General features: G+C 34.2%; 14 protein-coding genes and 1 other annotated feature (1 of these 15 running past the window's edge). Of the genes, 10 read left to right on the top strand and 4 right to left on the bottom strand.

Going from position 1 to position 13,022, the window contains the following annotated elements; genetic code table 11:
* Positions 1–204, top strand: a binding site (T-box leader) (it extends 45 nt beyond the left edge of the window).
* A 116-nt stretch (positions 205–320) separates the two neighbouring features.
* Both Q3V31_RS00495 and Q3V31_RS00490 read left to right on the top strand, forming a co-directional pair.
* Positions 321–1,661, top strand: a complete 1,341-nt coding sequence (locus tag Q3V31_RS00495; RefSeq protein ID WP_000814558.1) for a sodium-dependent transporter — start codon at positions 321–323, stop codon at positions 1,659–1,661.
* 75 nt (positions 1,662–1,736) lie between these two features.
* On the top strand, positions 1,737–2,612 hold the full coding sequence (locus tag Q3V31_RS00490) for an alpha/beta fold hydrolase (RefSeq protein ID WP_016129287.1): 876 nt from the start codon (positions 1,737–1,739) through the stop codon (positions 2,610–2,612).
* Between the two features lie 37 nt (positions 2,613–2,649).
* Here Q3V31_RS00490 and Q3V31_RS00485 read toward each other — a convergent pair whose 3' ends face one another.
* Positions 2,650–3,225, bottom strand: a complete 576-nt coding sequence (locus Q3V31_RS00485) for a nucleotidyltransferase family protein (RefSeq protein WP_016129288.1) — start codon at positions 3,223–3,225, stop codon at positions 2,650–2,652.
* Positions 3,226–3,249: 24 nt separating this feature from the next.
* Positions 3,250–4,047 (bottom strand): lipid II flippase Amj family protein, encoded by a 798-nt coding sequence (locus tag Q3V31_RS00480; protein ID WP_000028913.1) that lies wholly within the window; start codon positions 4,045–4,047, stop codon positions 3,250–3,252.
* Positions 4,048–4,239: 192 nt separating this feature from the next.
* Between Q3V31_RS00480 and Q3V31_RS00475 the strand changes: the two genes are divergently transcribed.
* The 6 genes from Q3V31_RS00475 (at position 4,240) to Q3V31_RS00450 (ending at position 9,830) form a co-directional block, all read left to right on the top strand.
* Positions 4,240–4,905, top strand: a complete 666-nt coding sequence (locus Q3V31_RS00475) for an HAD family hydrolase (RefSeq protein WP_090813236.1) — start codon at positions 4,240–4,242, stop codon at positions 4,903–4,905.
* 368 nt (positions 4,906–5,273) lie between these two features.
* Entirely contained in the window at positions 5,274–6,713 is a 1,440-nt protein-coding gene (locus Q3V31_RS00470; RefSeq protein ID WP_000424296.1) for a GntP family permease, read from the top strand.
* A 55-nt stretch (positions 6,714–6,768) separates the two neighbouring features.
* The gene (locus tag Q3V31_RS00465; protein WP_001158507.1) at positions 6,769–7,968 is read left to right on the top strand and encodes an iron-containing alcohol dehydrogenase; all 1,200 of its coding nucleotides are present in this window, start codon (positions 6,769–6,771) and stop codon (positions 7,966–7,968) included.
* Between the two features lie 165 nt (positions 7,969–8,133).
* A complete protein-coding gene (locus Q3V31_RS00460; RefSeq protein ID WP_000766635.1) occupies positions 8,134–8,844 on the top strand; it encodes an aspartate/glutamate racemase family protein in 711 nt (236 codons plus the stop codon).
* 75 nt (positions 8,845–8,919) lie between these two features.
* Positions 8,920–9,393, top strand: coding sequence for an SAM-dependent methyltransferase (locus Q3V31_RS00455; protein WP_000493231.1), 474 nt, complete (start codon positions 8,920–8,922; stop codon positions 9,391–9,393).
* Complete coding sequence (locus tag Q3V31_RS00450) at positions 9,390–9,830, top strand: GNAT family N-acetyltransferase (RefSeq protein WP_001223880.1); 441 nt, start codon at positions 9,390–9,392, stop codon at positions 9,828–9,830. The genes Q3V31_RS00455 and Q3V31_RS00450 overlap by 4 nt, the downstream gene beginning before the upstream one ends.
* Before the next feature lie 54 nt (positions 9,831–9,884).
* Here Q3V31_RS00450 and Q3V31_RS00445 read toward each other — a convergent pair whose 3' ends face one another.
* Both Q3V31_RS00445 and Q3V31_RS00440 read right to left on the bottom strand, forming a co-directional pair.
* Complete coding sequence (locus Q3V31_RS00445; RefSeq protein ID WP_016129290.1) at positions 9,885–10,412, bottom strand: HAD-IIIA family hydrolase; 528 nt, start codon at positions 10,410–10,412, stop codon at positions 9,885–9,887.
* A 29-nt stretch (positions 10,413–10,441) separates the two neighbouring features.
* Complete coding sequence (locus Q3V31_RS00440) at positions 10,442–10,873, bottom strand: GNAT family N-acetyltransferase (RefSeq protein WP_000009786.1); 432 nt, start codon at positions 10,871–10,873, stop codon at positions 10,442–10,444.
* A gap of 154 nt (positions 10,874–11,027) precedes the next feature.
* Here Q3V31_RS00440 and Q3V31_RS00435 point away from each other — a divergent pair, with 154 nt between their 5' ends.
* Together Q3V31_RS00435 and Q3V31_RS00430 are read left to right on the top strand one after the other, a co-directional pair.
* Positions 11,028–11,738 carry an ABC transporter ATP-binding protein gene (locus tag Q3V31_RS00435; protein ID WP_000887841.1) on the top strand — a complete coding sequence of 237 codons (711 nt, stop codon included), beginning with the start codon at positions 11,028–11,030 and terminating at the stop codon, positions 11,736–11,738.
* Entirely contained in the window at positions 11,731–12,930 is a 1,200-nt protein-coding gene (locus tag Q3V31_RS00430) for an ABC transporter permease (RefSeq protein ID WP_000592573.1), read from the top strand. The genes Q3V31_RS00435 and Q3V31_RS00430 overlap by 8 nt, the downstream gene beginning before the upstream one ends.
* Positions 12,931–13,022 lie beyond the last annotated feature (92 nt).

Raw genomic sequence — 13,022 nt, 5'->3', positions numbered from 1 at the left:
GAGCTATGGGTTGGTGCGACATAGTCAAATGACATCCTGAACTCGCCTAGGAGCAGTAAGGTGGAACGGAATCACATTCTTAGTAAATCTTAACGGTTAACCTTCGATATTAGGTTTGTAATCAAACGATTACTACTAAGGTGGATTCATAATGGAATCAATAAGGGTGGTACCGCGTTAAGTAAATGGCTTAGCGTCTCTTTATATAGAGACGTTGAGCCATTTTTTTATTTTATGGAAATAGAAATGGAGGGTTTATTCGGATAGGTATATAAAATTTATTCATTTATATAAAAGGATTTAATTAGGAGGAAAATAAGATGAAACAGACGGAGCAATGGACTTCGAAATTAGGTTTTATTATGGCAGCAGCAGGATCAGCAATTGGACTTGGCGCAATATGGAAGTTTCCTTATATTGCTGGAAAGAGCGGGGGAGGAGCATTCTTTTTAATCTTTATATTATTTACTGTATTAATTGGATTACCGCTACTTATAGCTGAATTTATGATTGGACGCAGTACACAGAAACAAGCAGTTGGAGCATTTAAAAGTATCGCACCAAATACAGGATGGCACTGGATTGGGCGTCTTGGGGTTGGGACTTGTTTTATATTACTTTCATTTTATAGTGTTGTAGGTGGATGGGTACTAATTTATTTATTCAGAGGAGTAACTGGACAACTTATTACTCCGGGACAAAATTACGGTTCGTTATTTACTGAAACAATTGGAAATCCGGTTTGGGCTATTACTGGACATTTCGCTTTTATGTTCATTACGATATGGGTTGTATCAAAAGGTGTACAAAACGGAATTGAAAAAGCAAGTAAATATATGCTACCAGCATTGTTCGTTTTATTTGTCGCCCTTATTATTCGTTCATTAACACTGGATAATGCAATGCAAGGTGTGAAGTTTTTCTTACAACCAGATTTCTCAAAGATTACTTCAGAAAGTATTTTGTTCGCAATGGGCCAATCATTCTTTGCGATTAGCATAGGGATTTCGATTATGGTTACGTATAGCTCGTATTTAAATAAAAAAGAAAGTTTACCAAAATCAGCAGTTACGATTGTCGGATTGAATTTATTCGTTTCTTTATTTGCAGGTCTTGCTATATTTCCAGCAGTATTTTCATTAGGAATGGAGCCGACAGAGGGGCCGGGCTTACTATTTATTGTATTGCCATCTGTATTTAGCCAAATTCCATTCGGAGGATTGTTCTTAACTGTATTTCTTGCGCTATTTACATTTGCCACATTAACCTCGGCATTTTCTCTACTAGAGACGGTAGTTTCAGCATTAGCAAATGGTGAACAAGAAAGAAGAGCTAAACTTTCATGGATCATCGGTTTCTGCATTTTCCTAGTAGGTATACCATCTGCCTTATCATTTGGAGTATGGAGTGATATTACGATTTTTGGGAAGAATATTTTTGATGCAGTAGACTTCTTATCTAGTAATATATTAATGCCGCTTGGAGCGCTATTCATTAGTATTTTCGTATCATTCAAGATGGAAAAGAAAGTGCTAGAAGCTGAATTTTTTGTAGGTGGAAATTACGGAAAGATAGTATTTACGATCTGGGTATTTTTACTTCGATTTGTAGCACCACTTGCGATAGTTATCGTATTTTTAAATGTAATAGGGATTATTTAAGTTTAAATGTTATAATATTCAGTAAAAAAGAAGGTGATAATCATAAAGAAGAATTTGATTGAAGTTGGGAAATATATGATCATTAGAGGAAAAAAGCTATACGTTGAAACACATGGAAGTCCTAAAAATAAACCAGTATTATTTTTACACGGTGGTCCAGGTGAAAGTTGTTATGATTTTTCATTTCATCAAGCAGAGCGATTAAAAGATTCCTTATATGTAATTATGATAGATCAAAGAGGCGTTTGTCGATCAGAAGGAATTACTGTGGAAGAATCTTTTGGATTAAATGATTTAGTTGAAGACTGTGAGGAAATAAGAAAACTACTACAAATTGAGAAATGGTCTATAATTGGACATTCTTTCGGTGGATATTTAGCATTGTTATATGCAAGGGCGTATCCAAATTCAATAGAGAAAATAATATTTGAAGGTCCGACTTTCGATTTTGCATTAACAAGTAGAGCTTTACTACAAAAGACAGGAACGTTATTAAAAAAGTATGGAAAAGAATTAGCGGCAGAAGACTGCTTTGCTTATTCATCTAATAATGCTAGTTCAGAAGAGTTGTTAGAAGCTTATATAAGATTAAGCGCTGAATTAGAAGAAAAAAGAATGGAGATTTACAATTATAAAAAAGATGAGACAGACGATAGTTTATATAGTGATGAAGAGTGGGAAGTATTTTCAAATCGCTCCAAAATTCATTTTGATAGACTAAAATTAGAGGGAGCATGTCATATATCACTGTTATCAAAAATAAAAGAAGTAAAGAATCCAATGTTATTAATTGTAGGAAAATACGATGTAGTCACGTGTGAAAAACAAATTGAAATATTTAATAATGATGCTTCAAATGGGAAGTATATTGTATTCGGAGAAAGTGGACATTCACCGCATTATGAAGAAGCAGAGAGGTTCGCAGAAACAATCATTCATTTTTTGAAATAAAAAAGAAAGGTGCTTCTAATAATGAGAAGCACCTTTTTTAAATTTCGGGATAAGTGATTGTAATGTTAGGCCATTTGCTTTGCCAATTCTTTTTATTAACCCTATTTTTATAAATATGTATTCGTTCTTTCGTTTCAAGAAAATGAGGTGTAGGTTTCACTTGTAATGAAAGTAAATCTTCTATTCCGCACGGGGATGTTAATATGACTTTGTTTTGCTCGTCCAAAGAAACACCAAGAGCGGTTGCTGTTTCAGGAAATTTAGAAATAGCATCAACAGAAGAAGAATATGGCGGCATTCCATTCACTACATGCATGCGCGTTTGATTTTTTACTGACCAAGGGATAGAGGCATCCAGATTCGTCAGCTTCTGTTCTAATGATTGTTCGTATACCTCATCTTTATGTAATGGATCAAAATAAATGACATCGACGTCGGGTGTAGCTGTTCGCACTTCGTAGTTATGTAAAGTATCCCAAATTTTAGAGCGGACAAATCCAGCGCAAACCCACCAATCAGGTAGCTCTAGTGATTTTGCCATTTGTAATACATTCATCATCCATTCGTCGCTTTCTATTAAGTGAATTAAATCTTGCTCCGTTTTTATATTCATTGATAAATACACCTTCCTAGTAGATTAATGCATCAGCTCAATAATCCATAAAATCCAGTAAGCACCTGGTACAAATAAAAGTTGTGCTAATAATGTGCCGAGAAGTCTAGAAATCATTAGCCAACCATACATTTTACTCATTGCTTCAGCACCCTTTTCTGATTGTAAAGCTCGTTCTGTTAAAAGAGCAATGCGTGGATCGAGTAGCACTGTTAATAAAATGGTAGCAAAACCATTAACCAGACCAGAAGCTGTACTTGCATTTGTTGCGTAATCTGGGTTTAAAAAGGAAGCGTAAAGGGCTGAAAGTACCCCCGCTGTATAAATTGCAGTAGCAAACATGTTAATAAGCATAATACGCTTTGGGATACCACCGATCCTCATTCGATGAATCATTTCGAATTTGGGGAAGCGTACATATTTTTTTGTGTACTTTAATTTTTGAATGTTATTCGTCTTCATCATTCGAATGAATGAACCATCTGTTTCAAAGTTTTGAATGACGTATCCAAATATCTTTGTCAAAGTTGGATAGAGTATAATCGCGAGCAATGTACCGACAGAAGCAGATAATAGAACGAGCCGTATAATATGCTCTAAATCAATAGAAGAATCTAGTTTTGCTTCATCGACAATACCACCGATTAAAAAGGCTTGTAGTAAGTTAGATGTTCTTGAAATAAGCAGTACCATTCCTACGACGGATAAGGCAACGGCAATCTTTTTTAAACGTACCCCAGCTAATCGAATACTATAAGAGCTAGTTTCAACCGCGTGGATAACAATTGTGAAAGCCATTATAAAAATTAATGTAATTGACATTTGATTCACCAGTTTCTATTAAATTAAGTATAACTTTTTCACTTTATCATATCTTTTGTGATTTTGTAACTGAAAGTATAAGGGTTAGAAAAAACAATTTTCTGAAAAGTTAAATGGTGATAGTATAGTAAAGGGGGTAAGTAGGAGAATGGCTTTAATGGGGTACATATAAAATCAGTGGGGGAATTAAGTGTGTATAAAACATTTCTATTTGATTTAGATGGAACATTAACGGATCCGAAAGAAGGGATTATAAATTCTGTTCTATACGCGTTAGAAAAAATCGGGATTGAAGAAGTAAATATAAGCGAGCTAGATTCATTTATCGGCCCACCAATACAACAATCTTTTATAGATAGATATAATATGAACGAAATAGAAGTAGAACAAGCAGTGTTTTACTTTCGGGAATATTTAAAGCAAAGTGGTTTATTAGAGAATAAAGTATACGATGGAATTACAACCCTATTGCAAGAATTAAAGGATGCTGGCAATCGTTTGTTTGTAGCAACATCAAAACCTACTGTATTTGCGAAACAAGTAATAGAGCACTTTCAGTTAACAACTTTTTTTGAAGAGATTGTGGGGAGTAATTTAGATGGGACAAGAATAAAAAAGGAAGAAATAATTGCTCATATTTTACAAACAAATGAAGAACTTAAAAAAGAAGAAATGGTGATGATTGGTGATAGAAAGCATGACGTAATCGGTGCGAACCGTAACGGAATTGCTTCAATAGGTGTATTGTATGGATATGGTAGTGAGATTGAATTGAGTGATGCTGGGGCAGTTCATATAGTGAAAGATGTCGAAGAGTTACAAAGATTTTGTATAGAGAATAGTACGATAAAACTATAGAAATAGAACCGAGAAATCCCTTTATAACATATGGCGATGAAATCGTTTTTGTTTAAAGGGATTTTACATATGTAATCGAATACTATAATTAGACAATTTTAGCATGAAAAATTTGTAATAAAGTGAAACTTTAATCAGTGGAAGTTTTGTCCATCCTCCACTGATTATCAGCCCTCACCAATCGGGCTTTTACGGGTAGTTGATCTCCTGCCTAGCTCCCGCGCATTTGCTGAATTTTAAGCTGGGAGTTACTGCCTGCAAATAGAGGGATAAAAAGAGGAGGAATGTCATGAAATAAAAGGGTTCGAAATCCCAGTAAAAGTTTGTTATTAAAAGATTGAATTTTCAGTTTAAAAGGAGGGTTATAATTGGAGCTAGTTATTATTTTATTAGCACTTAGTTTACTTATGTTTGTAGCATATAAAGGATTTTCTGTAATATTATTCGCACCGATTTTTGCATTATTTGCGGTATTTTTAACAGAGCCTAGTTTTGTATTACCTTTCTTTTCAAATATTTTTATGGAGAAAATGGTAGGATTTATTAAATTATATTTCCCTGTGTTTTTACTTGGAGCAATATTTGGGAAAGTAGTAGAAATGTCAGGGATCGCGGACTCGATTGCAAAGACAATTATAGAGTTAGTTGGTGAAAAGCGTACGATATTAGCGATTGTATTAATGGGTGCTATTTTAACGTATAGTGGTGTTAGTGTTTATGTAGTAGTGTTTGCTGTATATCCGTTCGCAGCTAAGTTGTTTCGACAAGCGGATATTCCAAAGCGTCTAATCCCTGGAACGATTGTTCTTGGAGCAGTAACGTTTACAATGGATGCGCTACCTGGATCACCACAAATTCAAAACGTAATACCTACAACCTTTTTTAAAACGGACATTTATGCTGCGCCGATACTTGGTATTGTAGGGGCAATTTTTGTTCTTACATTAGGTTTACTGTATTTAGAGAGTAGACGTAAGAAGGCAAAAGAAGCAGGTGAAGGATATTTTGGTTTTAGCGATGGGAATACTGAAATGGCAGCTTCTTTGCAAGTAGAGCAAAAAGATATGCCATTACTTAAAAGTATTGAAATCACAAGAGTGCAACAGGTAATTGCGTTTGTACCACTTATTTTAGTAGGTGTAATGAATAAAGTGTTTACTATTATGATACCGAAGTGGTATCCGAATGGTTTTGATTTTTCTGCAATTGGTATGAAAGCATTTGGAAAAGTAGAATTAAGTGCAGTAGTTGGAATCTGGTCAGTAGAATTGGCACTTATTATAGGTATTTTAACAACGTTATTATTATATTGGAAACGAGTAGTAACAGGATTCCAAGCTGGATTGAATACAAGTATTGGTGGAGCGCTACTTGCAACAATGAACACAGGAGCTGAGTTTGGGTTTGGTGGTGTTATTGCCGCACTTCCTGGCTTTGCGATAATGAGAGATGGCATCTCTGCAACGTTTACTAACCCATTAGTGAATGGGGCAGTAACGACGAATATTTTAGCTGGAATTACAGGTTCAGCATCAGGCGGAATGGGAATTGTGTTAAGTGCGATGGGGGATAAATTTATTGCTGCAGCAACGCAATATAACATTCCATTAGAAGTTATGCACCGCATTGTATCAATGGCGTCAGGTGGAATGGATACATTGCCGCATAATGGTGCAATTATTACAATATTGACGGTAACGGGATTAACACATAAGCAATCATATAAAGATATTTTTGCTATTACAGTTTTGAAAACACTTGCTGTATTTGTAGTTATCGCATTCTATACTTTAACAGGAATCTATTAATAAGAGTTAATATACGAAAAGAAAATATTAATTAGGATAAGAAGGGGTGGAGTACTTGCAAGAAGTTGCTGAATTTCGTATGCCGAAGTCTGTATTATATGGAAGAAATTCGCTTGAAAAACTAGGGGAGCAATCAAAGAAGTTAGGGAAAAGGGCTTTTATTGTGAGTGATACAATTATGGAGAAATTGGGGTATGTTGAAAGTTGTATTAAGCAATTAAATGCGAAAGGGATTACTGTTAGTACATATAATAAAGTGAACGCTGAGCCTACAAATATACACGTATTAGAAGCTTTATCTATTTGTAAAGAAGGAAAATGTGATTTTATTATCGGTATCGGCGGAGGAAGTTGTATTGATGTTGCGAAAGCAATTGCAGTGTTATATACAAATGGTGGGGAAATTGAAGATTACGTACAAAAGGATGTTGAAATAGAAAAAGATCCGCTACCGCTTATCGCAATTCCAACAACTTCTGGTACTGGATCGGAAGTAACAAGTGTAGTAGTAATTACGAATAAAAAAACGGATGTAAAAATGATGATAAAGCATCCGAATTTCACCCCACAAGTAGCGATTATTGACCCGATTTTAACACGTTCGTTACCACCTTATATTACTGCAGCAACAGGGGTAGATGCATTATGTCATGCAATTGAAGCTTATTTTTCTAAAGTTTCACAACCTCTTACAGATGTTCTTGCTCTGTCGGCTATTGAAAGCATTATGAAATATTTACGAATCGCATATGAAGATGGAGATAATATGGAAGCAAGAGAAGCAATGATGATTGCTTCATTGCAAGCTGGCATCGCTTTTTCAAATGCATCAGTTACATTAGTGCATGGTATGTCTCGTCCAGTGGGAGCATTATTCCATGTACCACATGGAATATCGAATGCAATACTATTACCTACAGTTTTAGAATATACAAAAGCGAAAGCGGTAAGAAGGTTAGCTGACATAGGACATAACTTAAACAAAGATTTGTATTCTCATTCTGATGAAGAAGTAGCCAACTATACGATTGCTGAAATTAAGAAACTTTGCTTTGATCTTCGTATTCCTAATTTAAGAGAATATGGAATTGGAGAAGTTGAATTTGAAAATGCTATTTCTAAAATGGCGAAAGATGCAATTGCAAGTGGTAGCCCAAGCAATAACCCTAGAGTTCCATCATATGAAGAAATAAAAGAATTGTATCGAAAGTGTTTTGATTATCAATATGAGTCTACTTCAAGAGATGTTTTCTGAATATTCTATAATTATTTCCGTGGAAATGAATAATATTTCTATACATTCGATCGCAATATTAAGAATGGGGATTTGATTTATTATAGTAGTGAAACATTATTTATTATATATAAATTACAGTATGAATTGTCTGTTTGAAAATATTAATTTAAAGGAGAATATGAGATGAAATTAATAGGTCTTATTGGCGGAATGAGCTGGGAGTCATCTACTGAGTATTACAAAATAATAAATGAAGAAGTTAAAATGAGATTAGGTGGATTACATTCAGCGAGATGTCTACTTTACAGTGTTGACTTTGAAGAAATTGAGCGATATCAATCTGAAGGGGATTGGGATAAAGCGGGAGAAGTATTGGGAAATGCAGCTGCTTCTTTGGAGAAGGGTGGTGCTGATTTTATAATAGTTTGTACAAATACAATGCATAAAGTTATTAAGCATATAAAAAATAGAATCAGTATCCCAATATTACATATTGCTGATGCAACAGCGAAGGAAATAAAACAGCAGGGAATTCAATCAGTTGGTCTACTTGGGACAAAATACACGATGGAGCAGGATTTCTATAAATTACGTATAGAGGAAAATGATATAAAAGTAATCGTACCAACAGAAGAAGATAGAGAGACAGTAAATAAAATAATATATAACGAATTATGCTTAGGAAAAATAAACCAACAATCAAGAGAATATTTTAAAAGTGTAATGGAAGATTTAGTACAAAGAGGAGCAAAAGGCATAATATTAGGGTGTACAGAAATAGGACTATTAGTAAAACAGGAAGATTCATTAGTTCCTTTATTTGATACAGCACGCATACACGCAATTGAAGCTGTGAATATGTCTTTAAAAAGTAAAGATAATTTTATTATGTAAACAATGACCATGTGAGTGGAAAACATTCAGAAAATATTTTATAATGTAAGTGGTTACATTCAAGGGGGAATGCGGATGTTTTCAGTTCAACCAATCGCATTTGTACATAATGAAAGAAAGGAAATAAAAGATGATGAGTGGGGAGATGTAAGATCCTGTATTACTTTAACTGATATGTATACAGAGGAAAGTATACAAGGGATTGAAGACTTTTCCCATATTGAAGTTATTTTCTATTTTCATAAAGTAACAGATGAACAAATTCAATATTCTGCTAGACACCCTAGAAATAATAGTAATTACCCAAAAGTAGGGATTTTGGCACAGCGTGGAAAAAATCGTCCGAACCGAATAGGAGCGACAATTGTTAAAGTGATAAGAAGAGATGGAAAAACAATCGTTGTTGAAGGATTAGATGCAATTGACGGTACACCTATATTGGATATTAAGCCTGTTATGAAAGAATTTATACCGAGAGAAGAAATAAAGCAGCCTGAATGGGCAACGGATATTATGAAACAATATTGGAAGGGGAATAAAGTAAAATGAGAATATATGAGGCAACAATTGCAGATTTAGATGGACTAGCATCGGTTTTTAATAATTATCGCGTATTTTATCGACAAGATTCCGATATTGAAGGAGCAAAAGGATTTTTACGAAATCGAATCGAGAGAAAAGAATCCATTATTTTCGTGGCAGTTGAAGATGAAGAATATATCGGGTTCACGCAACTATATCCATCATTTTCTTCTATTTCGATGAAAGAGCTATGGATTTTAAATGACCTGTTTGTACAAAAGGCGAAGCGCGGAGCAGGAACAGGTAAAAAATTATTAGAAGCCGCTAAAGAATTTGCATTAGAAAATGGTGCAAAAGGTGTAAAATTACAAACGGAGATTGATAATTTATCAGCACAGCGATTATACGCTGAAAATGGTTATTTGAGAGATAATCGTTATTTCCATTATGAATTAACTTTTTGAAATATACATAGTTAAATGAGACGTTTTCAAAGTGAAGACGTCTCATTTAATTTTTTATTGATGATTTAAAATCCAATTTGTAGCATCTTCAAAGTTTTCTGCAATGTAGTTTGGTTCAATATGTGCCCATTTATCTCGGAACGTATGTAAAGCATCATATCCAGCGCCAGTTTGAACTAATATAGTCGTTGCATTTACTTTTTCCCCAGCAACAATATCCGTCCAGCGATCACCGATTACCGCGCATTTTGTTAAATCAAGCCCATGTTTTTCCGCTGCTTTTAGGAGCATACCTGTGCTCGGTTTGCGACATTCACATCCATCACCGTGTTTGTGAGGACATACGTAAATATCATCAAAGCCGAACCCTTTTAATTCCTGTACAAAATCAGCAACAGCGGCTATCCCATCTGCGATACCTGGTTGATTTGTAAAGGAGAAAACCTTTATGTTTTTAGCCTTTAGTTTTTGTAATGCTGCTTTTGTAAAAGGAAATAATGTAAAAGAGCCTGGGTAATGTATTGTAGTGTCACCGCCAATTGTACCGTCACGATCAATAAAAATAGCTTCGATGTTTGTCATAGTTATAGTCCTTTCAATTTATAAGTAGTTTAAAAATGTTTTACAAATCGATATCCATTTATTTCATACCCTAATTTTTTATAAAATGGATGCGCTTCTACTCTTTTTGTACCACTGACTAGCCAAGTGCCGATACAATTATGTGTCTTTGCTAATTGCTCTGCATAATCCATTAATATTTGTCCAATGCCTTTTCGCCGTATTGTAGAATCAACGCTAATAATTGAAATTTCTCCATAACGAGTTATATCTTCTAAATTTTCACGTATACGAAATCCAAGTAATCCATATATATTTTCTTCTTCCTCATAAACATATAAAAAATCAAAGGGACTCACTTGTACGAATTGCAATCGGTTGTTCATATCTTCATAGGAAATAGAGGAACCTTTTAACTCTTTCGTTAAAGAACAAAGTGCATCTATATCGTCTATCGTAGCTTCACGAATTTGAAAAGACATATTATCCACTCCAATAAAATGTAATCAAACATTAAGTATTTCTGTAAAAAAATATTTATTCCTGCTATGAAAATAAATATTTTATAATGATATATAGATAGTTATATGTTATTCTTTTCCTTGATTGTATTGGAAATGGAAAGAAGGGGAATGTATGTTAGACGTGAATATCCGCTCTGCCGGATATGATATAGGGGAAAAGACAATTCATGATATTGACTTTTCGATTGAAAAAGGTGAATTAGTTGCACTTATTGGTGCGAATGGTGCTGGGAAGAGTACGACGATTAAAACGATGCTCGGTTTACTTGTAAATATGAATGGTGAAATATCATTCGGTGAAAAAAAGAACCCTTATGCATATGTGCCGGAGCATCCGACATATTATGATTATTTAACGCTATGGGAACATATTGAACTATTAATGGCTGCTCGTGAGAATGAGGGAGGAAGCTGGGAAAGGAAAGCTGAAGAATTATTACATATGTTTCGAATGGATAAACATAAACATGAGTATTTATCAAAGTTTTCAAAAGGAATGAAACAAAAATCGATGCTCATTTTGGCGTTTTTAACTGAACCAGATTTTTATATCATTGATGAACCTTTTATCGGCTTAGATCCAGTAGCTACGAAAGAGTTTTTAAGTTATTTATATAAAGAAAAAGAGCGCGGTGCAGGAATTTTACTTTGTACGCACGTATTAGATACTGCTGAAAGAATTTGTGAAAGATTTTTACTCATATCAAAAGGTACATTAGTCGCAGATGGTCATTTAGAGGCAATCCAAACATTAGCAGAAATGCCAGGGAGTTCATTATTAGACTGTTTTGATGTAATCGTAAGGCGTGAACAGCATGATTAAAAAACAATTTTATAAAAGATTACGCCATGAACTCCAGCGGAAATGGAAGTCCATACGTTCGGTAACTGATTGGACAGTTGCGTTATATATAATTATTCCAGCACTTATATTTATGGGAATCTATTATCGATCACTATGGACGGAAACATTATCGATGGAAGAGACGGTGTATTTCGGATTAGGTTTACTCGCATTTTATCTTGTAACATATTCGAGAGGTGTACGCTCGTTTTTTGAACAAGCGGATAGTTTATTTTTAATTTCGTATCTCGCTCACATGCAAAAGTTAATTCAGTATGGTATGACATATACGTTTATTCGAATAGCGATAACGAATGTAGTGGTAGTAGTTGCTATGTTACCGGTGTTGATGAAAAGTATTGGAGTGACGAAGGTACAAGTCGTATTATTCTGGCTATTCTTTACTGTATTTCGATTTATGTTGTCGTTATTCACGAGATTTATTCATGTACGTGTGGGGAAACGATGGCTACTATGGATTATTAAAAATGTAATATTTTCTATAAGTCTATCCTTTTTTGGAGTGAGTCTGTTTCTTATTTATAAAAATCCATTTTATTCTATACTATGTATCGGTCTAGCAGTTTTTCTAATTATCATATTGATAAAAGAAAAACTAAATTATAAAAATTACTTTTTTAAAGAAGTTGAGAAAGAGAAAGCAGAAAGTATGCGCTGGACGAGTGGGATTATGCAAGTTGGTGGTCATACAGCTAAACCGAGTAGTTCGAATAAAAAACCGTGGATGTTTCCTCGTTCTAAAAAGTTTTTAGGGAAGAAAAAGGATTCTCGTATTGTTGAATCCTTTTTAAAAGAATTTTTCCGTACAAGTAGTGCACGAATATTTTATATTCAAATTGTATGTATAAGCACTGTCAGTATTATCATGAGTCCGAGGTGGATTGCAGCTATTATTCTTGCATTTGCTTTAGTTGGAATTTCTCGTTATGCGCGCGATTATTGGAATGAATTTACGAAAAAAATGTTTCTTCATTTATATTGTGATGAAGGAAAATTACTATTGTTAAGATGGAAGGCAGATCGTTATTTGCTCTTTCCAGCCGTATTCATATACGGGACAGTTATCCTTTCTCAGTTTTATTTATTGCCAGCAGTTATTATTGGGTTTATTTTTATAGTATTCATTGGTTGGATTGTATTTTTACCATAGAAAAAGAGCCGGAAACGGCTCTTTTTCTAGTCTGTAACACACTGATAAATAAAATATACTAAAAGGAGTATGCTTGCGGCGGAGTACAGGGC

It is taken from the genome of Bacillus nitratireducens (assembly GCF_036320425.1).
Classification (GTDB): domain Bacteria; phylum Bacillota; class Bacilli; order Bacillales; family Bacillaceae_G; genus Bacillus_A; species Bacillus_A nitratireducens.
The sequence above is the reverse complement of the archived record's forward strand: the minus strand, read 5'-3'. Positions and strand labels throughout refer to the sequence as shown.